Source organism: Rhizobium sp. BG4 (assembly GCF_016864575.1).
Taxonomy (GTDB): Bacteria; Pseudomonadota; Alphaproteobacteria; order Rhizobiales; family Rhizobiaceae; genus Rhizobium.
The window spans coordinates 309,846-327,604 of record NZ_CP044127.1; the positions used below are offsets into that span (position 1 = coordinate 309,846).

Consider the following 17,759-nt stretch of genomic DNA (forward strand, 5'->3'; position numbering starts at 1 on the left):
CTTATGTGACAGAACGCCAGCCGAGTGGTCTTCGTTCCGAACCACGTGATTGTCGCCTCCAAACGGCGAAACCTTCACGGGAGACCCGCTATTGCTGAAGACAAATTGGCCAACCTGGCAATCTGTCTTCGAAATGCAGCCGCGCCTTTCGAATTGCTCCCGCCCGAACTCCAACTGGTTCGATAGAGCTAGTCTAGATACCCAAGAGGGGCTGCAGCAAGCGCAGTAGCCTGCTCGAAAACTTCAGTGGTGCGTCGGTAACCGCCAGGCAAATGCAGTCTTGTCCATGCCCGGCTCGCGGAGTGTGCAACACATCGGGATCAGCCATTTCCACATCGCCACGTCTAAACGTCGCAAATTGGTCCGAGAAACTTCCAGCAAGCACAAGAGTGAGCTCGTCGCCACGATGCGTATGCTCCGGGACCGGCAGGCCTGCAGGGATACGAAGCAGACGCACGGTTGTACTTTTATCTTCGGTTGGGACGATCATCTGCGCGGCGCCGCCCGTTCCCAGCGTCTTCCATTTAAGCCCTCCAGCGCGATCGACATACGATCGAAGCGGTTGCGGTAGCAACCTGTCACCTGCCGGCCGGCGAAGTGTCACAACGTTGGGAAACTCTTCATTTTCGATACGGCTTTTTAGGCGTGACCAGCTCTCAGCAACCGCATCATCGTCCTCAATAGGCTCTTCATTGTCCAGAAAGTGTCCGCCTATCGCCTCATAGACCCCAACGCGGCCACGGCATGAGGGACAAAGCGCAAGGTGTGTCGCAACAGCAACACTCCAGCCTTCGGACAGCCTGCCGGCGGCATAGAGCATAAGCATCTCGTCTTCGAGATGATGTCGGATTATCGGCTCTGCTGTAGTGCCCATCTTAGTTTCTCGCATGCCATTCGAATTCTTGATTTCACTGTCCCTAGCGGGATACCTAGCAATGAAGAAATCGCGGAGTGCGGCATTTCCTCGAAATATGAAAGCCGCAGGACTTCAAGGTGCTCATCCTTTAGAGACCCAAGTGCTCTGGTCAACGCCTGCGCGTCCTGAGCATTAATAATCGCTCGATCGGCCGCAATCTCCTCTTGCGGGACGAAGGCAGGATCATTCTCGTCCAACTCAGGCATCCGGCGCCTAAGAGAGTCGATATAGAGGTTGCGAGCAATCCTAAAGACCCAAGTCGATACCTGACCCCGCGCGGGATCGTACTGTTCAGCTTTACGCCATACCGCAAGCATAACCTCCTGGGCGAGCTCGTCGGCAATCACGAAATCCTTGGCGAGCCGTCGCATATGCGATCGCAACCGAGGGTAAATATGCTTATAAAGCTCCTCAAATGCTGCAGGATCGCGCGTCTGCGCCACCGCCTCCAGCAGTCTTTTCAATCTCGTCTGATCGTTTTCAGGCTCCTGGCCTTCCATGCTCTGCTTCCTCACGTGCACGCGAGGCATACGCTTTAATGCCGTTCCTGCAAACATCGTTGTTTCTCACCGGCGCTTCCCACTTGCATGTACGTGCCCAGTCACGCCTGGATCAAAATTTTGTTCGCTGTAACTATGGTTGCTGCTTTTTGTGACCGATGATCGAGTTTGTCCGGCAAGCTGCCGCATGGAAGGGCGCGAATTGTCCACCCCGATTCGGCCTTTTTACCATGCGAGGTGTCGCGAGCTCGACCGGTTGTTGAACGGACCGGCTCCAAGAAAACTTCGGATGCAAGCCCGACCTTCCCAAGTTCGACCCGGGCGCCTTCAACGCCGAGCCAAGGTGCAACCAGGACGTCCGAGGGGCACGGCTAGTTTTTAGACATCCATCGCGCCGGTTGAATGTCTGTCAAGGAGCCCTGACCGGGGCAGTCACCACAACGCGCAGCCCTGGACCATTTGGCTCCTCGTCAATGCTCCCTTGAAGGCGATCAATGATCGCAGCAAGCATGCGGGTTCCAAAGCCACTCCTCCCCTTGGGTAACTTGCCCTTCCCGCGGTCGGCGACAATGAGACGCAACGAATTCCGGTGCTGTTCAAGTTTGATCAGCAACGGCCCCGCGTCGCCGCCGTAGGCATATTTTTGTGCATTGATGACAAGTTCCGTCAACACGAGGCCAATGTTGACTGCGCGATCGGTAGAGACCAGAATGGGTGACAAATCTACATCGAGGCTTTCTGACCATTTCCTGTCCATCGTTGTGGACATGTCAGATAAGAGATTCTCGAGATAGCGTGAGAGGTCGACGATTTCCAGGCTGCCGTCCTGGTAAAGCCGACGATGCACGAGAGCGACCGCATTCAAACGGTTCTGAGCCTCGTTCAAGCTGACGCGGACCTCGTCGTTAACGGTCGCACGGCCTTGCATGCCTAGAAATGCTGATACGAGTTGCAGCGAATTCTGTACTCGGTGATTGACTTCCTTCATGAGGAAGTCTTTTTGAACGAGGAGGCTTTCATTTTCCTTCAAAGTGGTTGTCAGCTCGCGATTGAGCTCGCGGAGGCGGTGGTTATTCCGATGCTCCAGCATAAGCTTGACAATGCGCGACGCAACGTCCTCTTCAGCGTGACTCCACGGCCTCGCCCTTCCCCGGACGCTCTCGGACCATTCCTCGAAGGACGCGCGCGGTGTCAGCGTTGCACCGGCTTCCAGTGGCACGTCCTTATGCGGGTTCCCGGCCCACTTTAGAACCTCCACGTGTTCGGCCCGAAACCACATGAGAATTGTCGGGACTTCCGTCGACATCGTCACCGCAAGAAGGCCGCTGGCGCGATCCCGGTATGCGATGGCCGCCTCGAAAAGGCGAGACAGACTTGCAGTTGCGATCGGCTGCGTGGCGGCCGGCACGCGCGCGTAGCTCGCGATCTCGCGCACGTCGATCGGATCCGGACAAGCTCCATAGGTAAAGAGCTCGGTTCCCTGGACCGCGGCAAATCCGTCGGCCGCGAGAAGACGGGCGATTTCCGCGCCACCGTCACTGAAGAAGTCTTCAAGTGATCGATCACTACCAAGAAGGGAGATCACTGTATCTTCCTGCGAGCGGCTTCGAATGCGCTCGCGATACTGGGCCGCCTCTTCCTTGGCGCGGATTTGCCTGGCCAGCGCGTTGGACAGCGCTTGTCCGCCCATCCTCACGGCCAACGGAATTTCGCGCGGTTCGTGATGATGGCAGGCAATCAGCCCCCAGAGAACCCCGTCCTTAATAATTGAGAAGGATGCAGAGGCAGCAACCCCCATGTTGCGCAGATACTGCAGATGGACTGGAGATACGCTTCGTAGCGTCGAATCGCTCAAATCGAGTTCGCGTAAGTCCGTTGTGATCGAGTGAATGGGCTGTGGTTCGTAAGAGACATCGGGAATAACCCTGACGCGGTTGCGAACATAAAGTGCCCTCGCTTGTCTGGGAATATCGGAAGCAGGGAAGTAATGGTTCATGAAACTCGATGAATCCTTGTCGATGCTTTCCCCGACAACCACGCCGGCATCATCGTCGACAAACTGGTAGACCATCACGCGTCCAAAACCAGTCATCTCCCGAAAGACTTGAGCGGCGGCCTTGCAGAGTTCCTCGAGTTTGCTGGTCTTCTCGAAGGCTGAGGAAGCGGCGTCCAGTTCGACCAGGAACGGCACTGCCTGTACGGTATCTCGTTCTGCTCGATCAAGTTCCACAACCAGATAGTTTCCAGACCGGTAAGCCACGGCATTGAGTGGCCCGCAAGGCGCCTCGATGCGACCGAGAACCGAAAGAGCGCCGGCGCGGAGCTTATGGGCGAGCCCCTCTAAATCTAAACCCAAAACCTCGGATAGAGATTTACCGAGCGCGGGAGACGCAAGAAACCTTTCGGGCCGTCCTGCTACGCCGATACACGTCATAGAGGCGTCGCACACCAGCATGAGGCCATGGGCTTGTATTGCCCCCGGGATGTGGATGGGCTCAAGATCGCATGCGCTGGTAAGCGCAGGATCGATGTTTTGGTTGAGCATGCACGCCTCCTGACGCATTAGGTACTGCCACGGCCGCGGCTGCTTTGCGGACTGGATATACCAAAGCTTCAGGAAATGGTCATTCAAAAAGGACATGGGGCATCACCCGTTCAGATCGTCGAAAAACGCCATCTGGGTGCGCCATCTAGATGATTGCCGATCCTGAGGCCGGACCGATCTGCGCATACCTTTCTCGGAATGTGGAGGGAGTGGGGTGGCGCAAGATAGCTTTTCCTTGTAGCCCTTCTTTTACCGGGACGCGCGACAAGCAAAATTCAAAAGCCTAAAGTGCCGAGATCAGTTCGATAAGGGAAGAAGACAATCAAGCGGGCAGGGGCGAACGTCAAGATGGACTGGCTGCGCTATCTGATCACCGGCTATGAGCCATCCGACGTGCCACAAGTCCAGATGATGGGTTTCATGCAATCGCTCCTGGTAGAGGAGATGCTCACCAGCCCGATGGTGAACACCATAGCCATCTCTGACGCCGGACTGGCAAAGCGCACACTTTATGAACTAGATCGTTCGAATTTCACACGCGAAACCTACGATCGTGCCGTCAATGTATGGATGCGGTCAATTTCGAAATCCAGGGCCTCATTCACAAAGCCTGGGGTCGGCTATGAGCGTATTGAACGGAACTGTCTACCATCGATAAGTATCCCTTATCGATGGTGATTGCTTTCGAGGCGCGCCTGCGAGCGCTGCAATTGCTCGGCTTTTTGCGTGTCGCAAATCGCTGAAGATCGCGCCGGCGCAGAGACGCGCCGGGCCGCCTCGACAGCCCCGGGGATCGAACATTGAAGCTGAATCAGCTATTCGCTACGCGCGGCCGCTTGGTGACGTTGGGCGCGGGCCAACTCGACGAACCGGCGTTTGACCTCGGCAAACAGCGCGGGAGGCAAAGGGCCGTGGTAGCCCGTGTTAGTGTTGAGCGGCCGGATATTCGGTCCTGGCCAAACAAACCGGTTGCTTTCGGTCAAGACGATCCAGGAGCGGTCGTCATCGAGGCCCAGGCGCTGTTTGGTTGCCAGCGGAATTTCGATTGCGTCCGCAGGGTTGGATGGTGGGGTATGGAAAATCGGAGTACCCGCACGGCCGGTCTGCCGTCGTCAACATGCGCAACCATCGCCAACACAAGCACCGGCCGATCCTTGTCGCCCTCTTCGCGACCTTCGAGAAACTGCCAATGCCAGAGGTACGAGTAGCGAAAGAGCCAGCCGACTTTTGGTTCAGTCGGCAGCATGCTTGCCCGTCAGGACCTCAGCATTGAGATGATCGAGCGCCTCATCCATCTCGGACGCTTCGATCGCAGCAAGGTCGTCGTCGCCAATGGCGGAGGTCAGTTCGACGCGCCGTTCGCGTTTCGTCAGCCGCAGGTAATCTTCGTAAGCGATCAGGACCGTTTTCGGGCGCCCGTTTTTGGTGATGATCACCGGGTCACGGACGGCGGCATCCTGATAGGCGCCGAAATTTTTCGAGACCGTGGCCGCCGTAACTGTAGAAGTCATGTGAGAACTGCCTTTTTACGGAATATACGGAATTTACGGAAGTTTTGTAATCCCGGGCGGTGGCGGTCCACGCAACTCGAGTTACCGGTTAGCCGGCACCCCCGTGGTCGCTCCAGTATTTATGTCACGTTTCGGACAGGGGAAAGATGAATGCCTATCCTATTTGATGTGAACGAGGCTACCGAGCGGTTTAACGAACTGATTGAACGCACGCTGCGTGGTGAGGTCTTCGTGATCTGCCGGGGCGGCATACCGATCGCGGAGCTGACCGCGATCCCGAAGGCCGCAGGAACCATGGATGACCTCCGGGCGCTCGCAGCGGAAGGGCGCGCCAGCGCGCCGCCCGGCGCCAGCTCAAACCACGACGAGTTCTACGACGAAAACGGAATGCCGAGATGAGTGCCGTCGATCGCCGAGCCAGCGAGCTCGATACGATCGCCGCGGTCCTGCCGATCGAGCGGCGCGACGAGCCCGCAGAGCTACTGACCGACCAGGACGTCGAAACCCTTCGTCATCTCGTCAACGAAGGCATGGGCGCCAATTCGCTGAGGGCTCTCACCTCGGATCTGTCCTATCTTCAAGCCTGGGCACTGGCCGCGACGGCAAGCCCCCTCCCCTGGCCGGCGCCCGAGGCGCTTCTTCTCCCGTCGATCGCCATCGATCTCGGCCGGACTAAAACGAGCGACGGCAGCCGCGAGGAGACCATCTATCTGACCGGCGCACCTGTCGATGCGAAGACGAGGCTGCTCCAGAGAGTGTCATGATCAACGTACTGACCGGCCTGAGCGAGGCGAACAGCAACGTTACCAATCACGCCTACCCGGCCGAATATCAACCGGACTATCCGCATGTCGGGCGCCTCTGGGTTTCGGCAACCGCAGATAGGCACGACAATTCCTTAAACGGTCGTTGTATACGATCAGGATATAACGATCCCGATCACCGACCCTCGTATCAGCCGGCGCGAGGAGGTGATGAACTACCTCGGTCGGACATTGAAGCAGACCGGCACATTTGAATTTCAAAATGGGTATCTCTCATGCGCCAAAAAGCAACCTGCTAATGATGGCTTGACTGAGGCACTCTCCAGCATCGAAGTCAGAGCGGTTGCACAGTAAGACCAGATTTCGCGTTCGTTCTATGCCCGGTTTGCGGCGGGGTCAGCGACCGCTTTTTGGATCGCAGTGCCTCTGACCTCGCGGACCGACTGGCAAAGTCTTCAAAGTGACGGTGTTTGCGACCGGTTAATCTGGCTCGGTTCGAAGCGAGTCGACTGTCGCGCGCGTAAGGCCAGCATGGCGTCGGAATAATACAGTCAGGCCGACGCGCGCTCGATTTCTGCTATCACCGGGCTTCGATTTCTCTTGTTGGCGCGAAAGACTGCTTCAGTAATCAGCGACAGAGGAAGACCAATGAAAAAAGGAATGAAGAAATAGATCGCGCGGAAGGCGACAAGTGATCCAATTGAGGCCTGGTCTCCCATTACATGGGTGACTGTGGCCTCCAGGACGCCGAGGCCGCCTGGAGCGTGCGTGGCGAGAATAGCGATATTAGCCAAGGTGAAGGCGGTCGCGGCCTTGAGATAGCTGACATCGCCGCCCACTGCCATCACTTCGCGCAAACATGCGGAGACCAGTGCAAAGTTGACTGTCCCGACGATCACTTGGAGGGCGGCAATCCGTAGCGTCGGCATCTGGAATGTCCATGAGCGGATGTGCAGCGGGGTCCTTAGAAAGGAAGCAAGCAGGAGATATGCCGCCACCGCGACTATACTTGCAATGCCAATCGATCTCACCGCTGCTTCACTGAGACCGAGCACCGCACTGGCGTCTGCAGGGTTCAATGTCAAAACGATGCCGGATAGCATTGCCATGCCGACACCGACTGTAACGCCCGACAGGAGAACGATTTTGGCGACATCCTCGGTGCTCAATCCCCAACGCGCGTAGTACCGGTATCGCAGTGCGCCGCTGCTAAGCCCCGAAAAGCCGACGCTTTGGCCAATCGACAGCGCGATGAAGGATGCCAAGCCGATCTTCGGGTAAGGAAGGTCGCTGTGAACATGACGGACGCCTGCCCAGTCGAAACCGGTCAGGCAAATATATGAACCGAAGGCAAAGAGCATCGCCAGGGCGAGGTTCTGAGCAGGAATCTCTCGAACGGAACCGATGACCTCCCGCAACGAGTATTCGCTGAATGTCTCGTATAGAAGGTACGCGGCGGCGCTGATACCAACTATGATCAGCATGTACGTCAATATCTGCCTGCCCGTCATCGCGCCAACCATTCCTGTTTGCGCTGCAACGGCGATCAGGATGCTTTGGTTCCACAAAACAGCGCCGCGCGCGCTCAAACCAATACTTGTCGCCTCTCACCGCACCAATCGATGACCGCTCCGACTGTTCAACCGGCGCCGGTGTCCGCCGATACGACCCGCCCCGGTCTTAGGCAAGGAAAATCGTTGAAGACGATATGAAGCGTTCTTCGCCGCGATTCATATAGTAAGCGGTCAGTACGCTGCCATCCTGTCGGCTTACCGCACGAGGATAACCGAGATCAGGCAGCAGGCCATCCGACCGGATAATGCTTTCCACCGACCAATGCGTGCCATTCGTCGTGCGCTTCATTCTTATGCCGGCGGGGCTGCCCCTGTAGCCATAGAGCAAGGCATATTCACCGCTGCCTATCGCGACCAAGGCGCCAGGATTACCGCCAGGCCCAGTGCTACCCCCAGCGGCTCCCAAGTCTTTCCGTAGTCCATTGACCGAAAGGCCTCAAGCCATCCGCCCTCCTCGATACCGCGGCCGCGTCGAACGACAGTCAAAACGGAACGATCTGGCAGTACGCTTGTGGGCATGATGGCATAGCCGTCACCATCGAATGGAAGATCGCTTTTCCAAGAAAAGCTTAACCCTCCATCGATCGTCTCAACGCACATGCACTGCCCTTCGTTGCCGTCTCTCTTGGAACGGCTAAGCATGAACAGTGCATGATTGCGGTCGATCGCGATCAGATCAGTTCGGGCCGCAACCCCGGTTTGATGCAGGCCAGTAAAGGCGTGAGGCCCACTCCACGTTCGTCCCCTGTCGCGGCTGACATAGAACCAGCTTTCAGCGCCTCCATCGATGCCTGTGCGGGCTGCCATGAATACGACTTCCGGATCCTGGAAATCGATTCTGGACGACTGGCTGCTTGACGGGAGTAGGTCTATCCTTGGACCGGACCGGAGTGATTGATCCACATGTTCGTTCGCCGACAGGCTGCGGCCGCCGGGCACGATCCCGCAGAAAGGTTCCGATCGCCATGTCCTACCTCCGTCGAGGCTCCGGCTCTGAACTGGCAGGCAGTCGCTATGCTTGTCGCGAGCATGTAGCCTGCCTTGGTCTCCAAGAACTCCAACCGCAAAAATGACAAGAGCTTCCCTCTCCCACAACCACATGCCGTAGTTTGCGGGCCAGCCGGCGAAACTCCCCTTTCTCGCGAACACATCATGATGCTTTACCGACGAAACCTGCATGTTACCGATGCCCGATCATCTTGATGGTCAGGATGAATGCAGATAGGCAGAAGCAAATCGAATTGGTCAGAATGATTGGAAGCTCGCCGCGAAGGACACCGAAGCCCGTCCACAGCGCGAAACCGGTAACTGTCAGAGCGTACATCCACCCCGAAATCGCCGCGGTGTCTCTCGTGCGGATGACCTTTGCGGCCTGGGGCACAAAGCTAATGACCGAACACGCGGATGCGCAATAGCCAACGATCGAAGGCGTATCCATTCTATCCTCCCGTATGCGGCCCCGTGCCATGCAAGGCTCTCAACAGTTTATATGCGCGACCCTCCCAAGGGGCGTAGATATTGAAGCCGGAGGGTGCGCAGTCCTCGGCTCGCGCTCCTCGCTTCCGCAGGTGGCCGCATGGGCCTTGAACCTGCAACGGCGCAGGTTGCTCCGATCAATCGAGATATGCTGGGCTGTCTGACTGCACGAAACCGCTGACCCTTGGAACAGATGATCCATTTCGAAGTTTGGCTACTGCTATATCGACACATAGGAGCAAATGATGAAGCACGCCCTCGCCATTGCCGGACTTTCTGTCCTGTTCGCCTCGCCCGTCCTCGCCCAGTCGGCAGCAGAAAAGACGGGCGTCAATTCAGTAATGGGTGTCGCCCCCAAAACCGAAGACTTCGTCACCGAAGCCGCAGGGAGCGACATGTTCGAAATTGAATCCAGCAAACTCGCCGCCGAAAAGTCACAGGATGCTGCGACCAAGAGTTTTGCGCAGCAGATGGTAGCTGATCACACAAAGACGTCGGACGAGTTGAAGGCACTCGTTTCTGGAGGAAAGGTGAAGGCCACCATCCCAGCTGCAATGAGTTCGGCACAGCAAAGCATGCTCGATGACCTCAAGAAACTTAACGGCGACGATTTCACGAAGCAGTATCACGCTGATCAGCAGGATGTGCACGAAGATGCCGTCGATCTCTTCAAGCGATATGGGGAGGAAGGTGACAACCCCGAACTGAAGGCCTGGGCAGCCAAAACGCGCCCTGCACTCGAGCATCACCTCAAGATGGCAACAGATCTGAACAAGTAATTCACAACCCGGCGTTACCGTGGGTAACGCCGGGTTCATCTTCGAGCTGCCTTGCCTATCTCGGCGCTTACGTCCGATTGTTACAATGCGACGTTGGCCCCTGCGGTCCGGCAAGGTCGCCACATCGGCTTTGCGATGGGATCGCACGAAGACCTAAGATCGATGCAGCACAACATGATCAAGGTAGACGTCGCGGATCAGAAGAAGTCTTTCGCTCGGGAACCATTGATCGCCAGCGTGGTTACGGTGTGTCACTCAGTCTGCCCCTCGTTGGTGCAAGCCGAGATGGTCTGGCCCGAAAGAGCGACCTTCATGTTGCTACCCATGAAGACAATGCGTCGCGCGCGAGCGCGACGCATTTTGTTTTTGCTGCGCTTCGATTGAGCATCAAGAAGGATCTCTGATCCCCCGGTTGACCTAGGTCTCACATGGCGCGGATGTCCGTAGACACCGCAGGCGCTCCATACGGATCGAAAGGAGTGTTGCCGGTAGCTGTTGTCCGCGCTGCTGTTGACTGAGCGAGACTGTGTCCGCGATCAGGTGCTAGCTTATGGAACAGCAAAGGGCCCCTCACCGTTATTGAGCCTGAGGTGGCAAGATGATGTTTTATTTCAATATCAGCTCCGACCGGGAGCGGGAAACGGACGCAGAAGGTATGGATTTGCCCTCCCTAGACCACGCGAGATGCGAAGCGCGGCGCGCCGCACGAGAAATGGTTGCCGAAATGGTTTTGCATAATCAGCCGATCGACGGGTTGTCGTTCGAAATCGCTGACGAGAAGGGAAGCGTACTGGACGTCATCAGGTTTCGTGACGTCATACGGATAGACTAGCGTCTTGGTTCACGTTTGGTCTGGCTGGAACCATCGCCGTCAACTGCGGTTCGTTTGCGTTAGCAAAGGCGAAGGTCATGGAACCAGATCGTGACATAGCAACCATATCGATCTATGCGGGCTTGAGGGGGTTATGCCCACGCTGCCAACGCGGCCACCTTTTTCGCGGTTACCTGTCGCTTGCACCGTCATGCGAAATCTGCGGGCTCGATTACGATTTCGCAGACCCCGCCGACGGCCCCGCGTTCTTTGCCATGAGCGTTGTTGCAGTTCCCGCGCTCGGTTTTGCGCTTTGGCTTCAGTTCAGCTTTAACCCGCCAATTTGGGTGCACTTGCTGTCAACGTTGCCGCTGACCGTTGCGGCATGCATGTCGCTTTTGCGACCACTCAAGGGATGGCTGATCTGCGCCCAATATCTTCACAAGGCGGCGGAAGGACATCTCGATCGAGATTGAGGCCTTTCGTTCTGGGGCGTTTACTGAAGCGGCGTTGACTGCTTGGTGATGCAGACGGAAATTTTGCAGCCTGGCGAGGACAACGCGACAAGGCTTGGGCCGGCCTCTGCCGGCAGAGATTGTCCGGGATGACATCCCTTTGCCTCGTCGCCCCAGCTTGGTGCGATCCCGTACCCGGGGCTCTACCGCCTTGCTGTCCAGATGTCTGAGTTGCAAACTGACCATCTCGCCGACTCATGCTACTCTCGTGATAAGAGGGCAGATGCATCGTTGAGGAAAAATAGGTAGGATTCTTTGGAAAGTCTCGCGTCTCCAATCTCGGGTCTGATTGTCGGTTTCCTGACGGGAGCTTCGCTGGTTGCGGTTATAGCTGTCGGGCTAGTGGCGCTAGGGGGCTGGAACTGGGGTCGCCCACCAATTGCTGCGGCGCGTACAGCATTGCGCGCTCTGCTTCTCTTGGATGATTTTGCAATCGCGTGCCACGCGGCTGCCTTCGACAAGCCGGAGTTCGATGAGGACGATCCGGAGCACTACTTCATGCATACTGACGAACCGATTTTCGCACTTCCCGCGGATATAGATTGGTCTATCCTCGGGACGGATTTGGAAGAAGCTCTCATCAGAATGCCCAATTCAACGCGAAACGTCAGTCACGCACTGGATCATCTCCAAACGCAGACGTCAGACGAGAAATATTTCGAAAAGCGGAATAGCGAGTACGTCCGACTCGGGCTTGCGGCATTCGAATTGGCTGATCGTATCGAACGAGAATTCGGGCTGTCACCGCTTGACAGGCCGGCATTCTTCCAGCCGCGCCAGGAGCTCCTTCGGGAGCGACAGAGACGCCGAACGTCCGATTTAGAGGACGCTTCCATCGCTCGCGCGGTTTTCGGTTCGAACGTCACATCGATCTTCACGGCAAGAAACGCCAAGAAGCCCGAAAGATGATGCTGAGGAGGTGCGACCCTGCTTGACACAGGCAGTCTCGCCTGTCCGAATATACTTCGGCTACAGACGTTCAAAAGCGCTGTCATAAAGGCCGCGTAAATCGTCAAAGACTCTCTCGTAACGCGAGCGGCGCGATCTAGGGGATAGGCCGACGATTGCGAGCGTCAATGCTGCCGTTGCTGCGGCTGCGGCCAAAAGGCTAGACATCGGGTAAAGCTTTACCCCCGCTTCCGCTTGCCGCGCTCCCTGACGAGCGCCACCTCTTACCATATCAGAAGCGGCGTTAAGCTGCTGACGCAGGTCTTCCAGCCGCTTTCGAATGATGTCAATTTCCTCCCCGCGTTAAAGCCCGGCTCGGGCGGTATTCCGACTGAGGCGGTCGCTCTATCGATCACCGCCCGCGGCACGGTTTCTCCCAGGCGGGCGCATTCAGCTATAAGAGTTGGTCGGACTTTGCTGTCTGTCATTTCATGTCTCCGTCGGCCGTTCCACTGCCAATGCCGATGTTCGTACATCTACGCTGCCGGAGGCAGATAGTTCCGCACGGCGCCGAAAGCATCAGGCAAAAGACGAAGAGCAAAGCGGTGTCTGCGAGCCCAGCGACAATTCAGCGGAGAGCCGCCGCTGTTTCTGTCGCCCGGGCGACCGGTACCAGTCCCCATCCAGCGCCGCACCGGCCGCCTTGGCGGCCTCTACGCGGAAAATCGCGATCTCCCGCCCCTTTCCTGTGTGGCAGCCGGATCGAGGCCGCCAACTAGCTTTTGATGCCAAGGCCCCCCCGGCGTGCCTCGCGTGCGCCATTGTTTGTCTTCGTGCAGCAGCGCGTCACCAATAATTGGCGTGTTTGCCACGTGAGGTGGCGCTGTCGCGCTCAGATCATGTGTATTTGGCTGCACCTTTCCATTCCTTTGTACGCTTCAGTACCGGAACAACGTCAGCGAGCAAACATTGTGGAAGCGCTGTGCCGTTTGGTGCTGCGAAATCTCAGGCCGGGGCGATTGCGGCCGCGGAAGCCAGTTCTGGAGGACTAACAATGGCAAAGACAAAGACCCTCGACGACCTTTTTCTCGACACGTTGAAGGATATTTATTTCGCCGAAAAGCAGATTCTGAAAGCATTGCCGAAAATGGCGCGGGCCGCTCAGTCGGAAGAAGGAAAGTCCGGATTTCTGCACCATCGCGATGAAACTCAAGGCCAAATCGAGCGGCTTGAACAGGTGTTCGAATTTCTCGGCAAGTCCGCCCGCGGCAAGACCTGCGAAGCGATCCAAGGAATTATTGCCGAAGGTGAAGAGATTATCGAGGAATACAACGGTTCTGACGCCCTCGATGCCGGGCTCATTTCATCGGCCCAGGCAGTCGAGCACTACGAAATCGCCCGCTACGGCACCCTGATTGCATGGGCCAATCAGCTCGGCTTGAAGGACGCCGTTGCGCTCCTTGAAGCAAACCTCGCGGAGGAAGTGGCCACCGACGAAAAGCTGACCGCGCTCGCCGGGTCGCAGGCGAATGTCAAGGCTATGGGCACAGCCTCGGCCAAGTGATTGCCTCGAGGGCCGTCTTTCAAGATGGCCCACCAATTTGCTCATCTTTCGAAGGACCACCCTATGGCCAAGCGCGCCACGAAAACCGACCGTTCAGGATCAACCGTGACCATTCATGACCAACAGCTTCATCGCGGAGCCGGTGGCGAGCTTCACCAGTTCGCTGAGGACGGTCATGATGTGCTGACGACCTCGCAGGGCGCTCCCGTCGCCGATGATCAGAATTCCCTGCGGGTCGGAGCGCGGGGGCCGCTTTTGGTCGACGATTTCCATTTCCGGGAAAAAATCTTCCATTTCGACCATGAGAGGATTCCCGAACGTGTCGTCCACGCACGTGGTTATGGTGCCCACGGCTTTTTCGAAACTTATGAGTCGCTCGCTGATATCACGCGCGCCGACCTCTTTCAGCGCGCTGGAGAAAAGACTCCGGTTTTTGTCCGGTTCTCGACTGTCGCCGGCAATAAGGGTTCCGCGGACCTTGCCCGCGATGTACGTGGCTTCGCCGTCAAGATGTACACAAAAGAGGGCAACTGGGACCTGGTCGGAAACAATATTCCGGTGTTCTTCATCCAGGATGCAATTAAGTTTCCCGATATGGTTCATGCTGCAAAGCAGGAACCGGATCGTGCTTTTCCCCAGGCGCAGACCGCTCACGACACTTTCTGGGATTTTATCAGCCTGACGCCCGAGAGCATGCACATGGTGATGTGGATCATGTCGGACCGGACCATCCCACGCTCGTTCCGCTTCATGGAAGGTTTCGGTGTTCATACATTCCGCTTCGTCAATGCAGACGGGCAGTCCACCTTCGTCAAATTCCATTGGAAGCCGAAGCTCGGCCTGCAGTCCGTTGCTTGGAACGAAGCGGTCAAGATCAATGGCGCCGACCCCGATTACCACCGTCGCGACCTGTGGCAGTCGATCCAGTCAGGTAACTTCCCTGAATGGGAGCTTGCCGTGCAGCTCTTCGACCAGAACTTTGCCGACAGCTTCGAATTCGATGTCCTCGACCCGACAAAGATAATTCCGGAGGAGGTTCTTCCGGTGCGCCCCATTGGCCGCCTGGTACTGGACCGCATGCCCGACAACTTCTTCGCCGAGACCGAGCAAGTTGCCTTCATGACGCAGAACGTCCCTCCAGGCATTGACTTCAGCAACGACCCGCTCCTACAGGGTCGAAACTTCTCATATCTCGACACCCAGCTTAAGCGGCTAGGCGGACCGAACTTCACGCATCTGCCTATCAATGCGCCCAAGTGCCCGTTTCACACTTTTCAGCAGGACGGGCATATGGCGATGCGAAATCCGAGCGGCCGCGCCAACTATCAGCCGAATTCGTTCGACGAAGGGCCAAGGGAATCGCCGGCGCGCGGATATCGGCATTTTTCGGCGGAGGAGCAGGGACAGAAGGTCCGGCTGCGTCCAGAAAGCTTTGCCGATCATTACAGTCAGGCGCGGCAGTTCTACGTCAGCCAGACCGGCGCTGAGCAGCGCCACATCGCCATGGCGCTAACGTTCGAACTGAGCAAGGTCGAGACGCTGGCGATCCGGGAGCGGATGGTCTCTCACCTACTCAACATCGACGAAACCCTCGCATCCACGGTGGCAGAAAAGCTGGGGTTCCAGGCGATGCCAAAACCAGCAGAAGCGGCGCTGCCCACCCGTCAGGACCTCGATCGTTCGCCGGCACTCAGTATCGTGAAGCGCGGCCCGAAACGGTTCGAGGGTAGAAAGCTCGGAGTCCTGGTCACTGACGGCACCGATGCGAAGCTGCTTCAGGCAATCATCAAGGCCGCTGGCAAGGAAAAGGCGATCGTGGAACTTATTGCGCCAAAAGTCGGCGGGGTGAAGGCATCGGACGGATCCTGGTTGAAGGCTCATCATATGATTGATGGCGGTCCTTCGGTGCTTTTCGACGCTGTCGCCGTGCTCGCTTCACACCAGGCGATCGATGACCTTGTCAAGGAGGCGACCGCACGGGATTTTGTTGCAGACGCCTTCCAGCATTGCAAATATATCGGCTACGACCAATCTGCGCTCCCCCTCCTCGACAAGGCAGGTATCTCACAGTCCCTTGATGAGGGTACGATTGCGCTCAGTGATCCTAAATCGGCGACGGAGTTTCTATCAGAACTCGGAAAGTTGCGGGTGTGGGGCCGCGAGCCGTCTTTGAAGCTTGGGAAAGCTTCGCCGCCTGTTGAGTGATCTCCGCCCGACAGGGCGGAGCCGTCTGCAAAGGCGCGATCGCACTTTATCGGGCAGCATCTTGCACTATTGCAAAAAAACAGGAGGACAATATGGAAGTGACAAGTACGAACATCTCAGAGCAGAGCGACGGCAAATTCAGAGTGGCGTTCAACGGAGAAGGCGGTGAATCCATCGTCGTACAGATGGTCGCTGCAGGCCAGCTCGACGATGAGACCGCGCTACAGAAGGCCAAGGAGTTGATGGTGCAGGTGGCGACGTTCGGGGTTGCTGTCGGAGAATCGGCCGACGCATCCGCGTCGGCCGATACGTCAGACATCCAGACCGAGGGTCTCGAAGAGACCGCGCCTGCGTCGGGGAATTTCGCATCTCCCAACTCAGTTGCCTGAGACATGGAGAGGCTCCGGCCGAGCGTGCTCGTGCTGGAGCCCGGCGGCGGGGCTTATCGGCAGTGCCGGGGCACGGCCTCACGAGCTCTTCACGGTTCGGGCAACACCTCCTGTGGCAGCATTGCCGGGCTCCCGTTGGGAGCACTCCAGCGTCTCGAGTGGACCATTGCGTGCTACCGACACCTGGTGCTGACGACGGCGACTTCAGGGTCATCCGAGTAGCCCTTAAGGGGTGGACCGAGATATAGGGAACCCGCGCGAATCCTCAGCGGAGCGATTGTCCGCCGCCTGCCTCGAGCATTGCTTGCCTTAAGGCTTCAGGCGTTGCCGGTTTCCCAACCCACAGAGCCGTTGCAAAGGCTTCAGAACCTTTTCCGACAACTTCGGCTCCCGCGTAAACGACAAAGGGAACTCCCCTCGCCGATAGTAAAGCCGCCACATCGCTGCAGACGCCATCGTTCAACAGAGGGTCTACAATTGCAATATCTGGACTGTGCGCCACGAGCCATGTGATCGCCGCAGCTCTGTTGTCCAAGGTTGTGACGGATTTCGCTCCAAGCGATGAGGCGATCTCTTCGATGTCCATCGCGATGAACGCTTCGTTCTCCAAAATGAGAACAGTATGAAATTCCACGTGGGCAGCTTCCGTATGGGCAGATAAGCTATCGCCGTACCCTATCTGCCGACGGGCGGGGTGTCAGCACCTTTCTGCTTTCGTACGATTTCGCACAATAGGCGAGGGGCGCCCGAAGTAAGGCCGCCCCGAGGTTCAGCGTGCGGTGTTACCGCAGTCCCAATAAGCTCAGTATGGCCAGGATAATGACGACTGCACCGACAAGCCAGATCAAGTTGTTCATTCGATCATCCTTTCTAGGCTTATTGCTCAGGCAGAACTATCTTCTGCTGCGTTGTGTTCTTGACGGGCTTCTGTCCCGGTTCATGCGACATGGTGCGCGTCGTGCTCTGAAGCGTGTCGCCATTCGTTGTGGTTTGGGTTCTTGACTTGCTAAAGCTGCCCTTGTCGACAGCTTGGGATTTCGTCTGCGCCTTGAGCCGATCTGCATTGTCATTCACGTGGGTCTTGCTCATCGCCCTTCCGCCGTCTGCCGTAGCGCTGCCCCCAGAACCGACAGATGAGCTTGTGCCGCCGTCCGTCTGACATGATCCAGCAGTGCCAAGCGAACTGGCCGACGTTCCACCGGCGCTTGCGCTCCCACCGGTCGCAACAGTTCCTGCCGCGCTGCAGTCCTGTGCCGTCGCATGCACGGTGGCCAACAGGAATGAGAGTGCGATCGCGCTGAATAATTCTGGCCTTTTCATAA

General features: G+C 57.2%; 18 protein-coding genes and 3 pseudogenes. 10 read left to right on the forward strand and 11 right to left on the reverse strand.

Annotated features, from left to right (window positions below; translation table 11 throughout):
• Window positions 1-193: 193 nt before the first annotated feature.
• From F2982_RS29185 to F2982_RS29195, 3 genes are all read right to left on the reverse strand, one after another.
• Complete coding sequence (locus F2982_RS29185; protein ID WP_130279511.1) at window positions 194-874, reverse strand: ChrR family anti-sigma-E factor; 681 nt, start codon at window positions 872-874, stop codon at window positions 194-196.
• Window positions 850-1,416, reverse strand: coding sequence for a sigma-70 family RNA polymerase sigma factor (locus tag F2982_RS29190; RefSeq protein ID WP_165402643.1), 567 nt, complete (start codon window positions 1,414-1,416; stop codon window positions 850-852). Before F2982_RS29190 ends, F2982_RS29185 begins: the two co-directional genes overlap by 25 nt.
• Window positions 1,417-1,825: 409 nt before the next feature.
• Entirely contained in the window at window positions 1,826-3,961 is a 2,136-nt protein-coding gene (locus tag F2982_RS29195) for a histidine kinase dimerization/phosphoacceptor domain -containing protein (RefSeq protein ID WP_246777746.1), read from the reverse strand.
• A 315-nt stretch (window positions 3,962-4,276) separates the two neighbouring features.
• On the opposite strand from F2982_RS29195, the pseudogene F2982_RS29200 reads away from it, so the two are divergent.
• Window positions 4,277-4,587 (forward strand): annotated as a pseudogene (locus F2982_RS29200) (plasmid partitioning protein RepA); the annotation flags it as partial.
• 189 nt (window positions 4,588-4,776) lie between these two features.
• Here the strand turns inward: F2982_RS29200 and F2982_RS31835 are convergent.
• Both F2982_RS31835 and F2982_RS29205 read right to left on the reverse strand, forming a co-directional pair.
• Window positions 4,777-5,207: pseudogene (locus F2982_RS31835) on the reverse strand (plasmid maintenance toxin (PemK-like)).
• Window positions 5,194-5,472 carry a type II toxin-antitoxin system Phd/YefM family antitoxin gene (locus F2982_RS29205; protein WP_112716099.1) on the reverse strand — a complete coding sequence of 93 codons (279 nt, stop codon included), beginning with the start codon at window positions 5,470-5,472 and terminating at the stop codon, window positions 5,194-5,196. The pseudogene F2982_RS31835 and the gene F2982_RS29205 overlap by 14 nt, the downstream one beginning before the upstream one ends.
• Window positions 5,473-5,622: 150 nt before the next feature.
• Between F2982_RS29205 and F2982_RS29210 the strand changes: the two genes are divergently transcribed.
• On the forward strand, window positions 5,623-5,871 hold the full coding sequence (locus F2982_RS29210) for a prevent-host-death family protein (protein WP_112716097.1): 249 nt from the start codon (window positions 5,623-5,625) through the stop codon (window positions 5,869-5,871).
• Window positions 5,868-6,116: pseudogene (locus F2982_RS29215) on the forward strand (integrase); the annotation flags it as partial. The gene F2982_RS29210 and the pseudogene F2982_RS29215, both read left to right, overlap by 4 nt.
• 671 nt (window positions 6,117-6,787) lie before the next feature.
• Here F2982_RS29215 and F2982_RS29220 read toward each other — a convergent pair.
• From F2982_RS29220 to F2982_RS29230, 4 genes are all read right to left on the reverse strand, one after another.
• Window positions 6,788-7,747, reverse strand: a complete 960-nt coding sequence (locus F2982_RS29220; RefSeq protein ID WP_112716181.1) for a YbhN family protein — start codon at window positions 7,745-7,747, stop codon at window positions 6,788-6,790.
• 169 nt (window positions 7,748-7,916) lie between these two features.
• A complete protein-coding gene (locus F2982_RS31840; protein ID WP_246777747.1) occupies window positions 7,917-8,099 on the reverse strand; it encodes a hypothetical protein in 183 nt (60 codons plus the stop codon).
• 56 nt (window positions 8,100-8,155) lie between these two features.
• A complete protein-coding gene (locus F2982_RS31845) occupies window positions 8,156-8,617 on the reverse strand; it encodes a sialidase family protein (protein WP_246777748.1) in 462 nt (153 codons plus the stop codon).
• A 373-nt stretch (window positions 8,618-8,990) separates the two neighbouring features.
• Window positions 8,991-9,248, reverse strand: a complete 258-nt coding sequence (locus F2982_RS29230; protein WP_112716093.1) for a SemiSWEET transporter — start codon at window positions 9,246-9,248, stop codon at window positions 8,991-8,993.
• Window positions 9,249-9,531: 283 nt separating this feature from the next.
• Between F2982_RS29230 and F2982_RS29235 the strand changes: the two genes are divergently transcribed.
• The 7 genes from F2982_RS29235 (at window position 9,532) to F2982_RS29265 (ending at window position 16,437) form a co-directional block, all read left to right on the forward strand.
• Window positions 9,532-10,065 (forward strand): DUF4142 domain-containing protein, encoded by a 534-nt coding sequence (locus tag F2982_RS29235; protein ID WP_112716091.1) that lies wholly within the window; start codon window positions 9,532-9,534, stop codon window positions 10,063-10,065.
• A gap of 598 nt (window positions 10,066-10,663) precedes the next feature.
• Window positions 10,664-10,897 (forward strand): hypothetical protein, encoded by a 234-nt coding sequence (locus tag F2982_RS29240; RefSeq protein ID WP_203431562.1) that lies wholly within the window; start codon window positions 10,664-10,666, stop codon window positions 10,895-10,897.
• 77 nt (window positions 10,898-10,974) lie between these two features.
• Window positions 10,975-11,352 carry a DUF983 domain-containing protein gene (locus tag F2982_RS29245; protein ID WP_112716085.1) on the forward strand — a complete coding sequence of 126 codons (378 nt, stop codon included), beginning with the start codon at window positions 10,975-10,977 and terminating at the stop codon, window positions 11,350-11,352.
• A gap of 294 nt (window positions 11,353-11,646) precedes the next feature.
• A complete protein-coding gene (locus F2982_RS29250; protein WP_112716083.1) occupies window positions 11,647-12,300 on the forward strand; it encodes a hypothetical protein in 654 nt (217 codons plus the stop codon).
• 1,033 nt (window positions 12,301-13,333) lie between these two features.
• The gene (locus F2982_RS29255) at window positions 13,334-13,843 is read left to right on the forward strand and encodes a ferritin-like domain-containing protein (RefSeq protein ID WP_203431563.1); all 510 of its coding nucleotides are present in this window, start codon (window positions 13,334-13,336) and stop codon (window positions 13,841-13,843) included.
• A 63-nt stretch (window positions 13,844-13,906) separates the two neighbouring features.
• On the forward strand, window positions 13,907-16,048 hold the full coding sequence (gene catE, locus F2982_RS29260) for a catalase (protein ID WP_203431564.1): 2,142 nt from the start codon (window positions 13,907-13,909) through the stop codon (window positions 16,046-16,048).
• 92 nt (window positions 16,049-16,140) lie between these two features.
• Window positions 16,141-16,437, forward strand: coding sequence for a hypothetical protein (locus F2982_RS29265; protein WP_130279517.1), 297 nt, complete (start codon window positions 16,141-16,143; stop codon window positions 16,435-16,437).
• Between the two features lie 265 nt (window positions 16,438-16,702).
• On the opposite strand, the gene F2982_RS29270 is transcribed toward F2982_RS29265, so the two are convergent.
• Together F2982_RS29270 and F2982_RS29275 are read right to left on the reverse strand one after the other, a co-directional pair.
• Window positions 16,703-17,071: a response regulator gene (locus tag F2982_RS29270; protein ID WP_112716073.1), complete on the reverse strand. Its 369-nt coding sequence runs from the start codon at window positions 17,069-17,071 to the stop codon at window positions 16,703-16,705.
• A 242-nt stretch (window positions 17,072-17,313) separates the two neighbouring features.
• On the reverse strand, window positions 17,314-17,757 hold the full coding sequence (locus F2982_RS29275) for a hypothetical protein (protein WP_112716071.1): 444 nt from the start codon (window positions 17,755-17,757) through the stop codon (window positions 17,314-17,316).
• Between the last annotated feature and the right edge of the window lie 2 nt (window positions 17,758-17,759).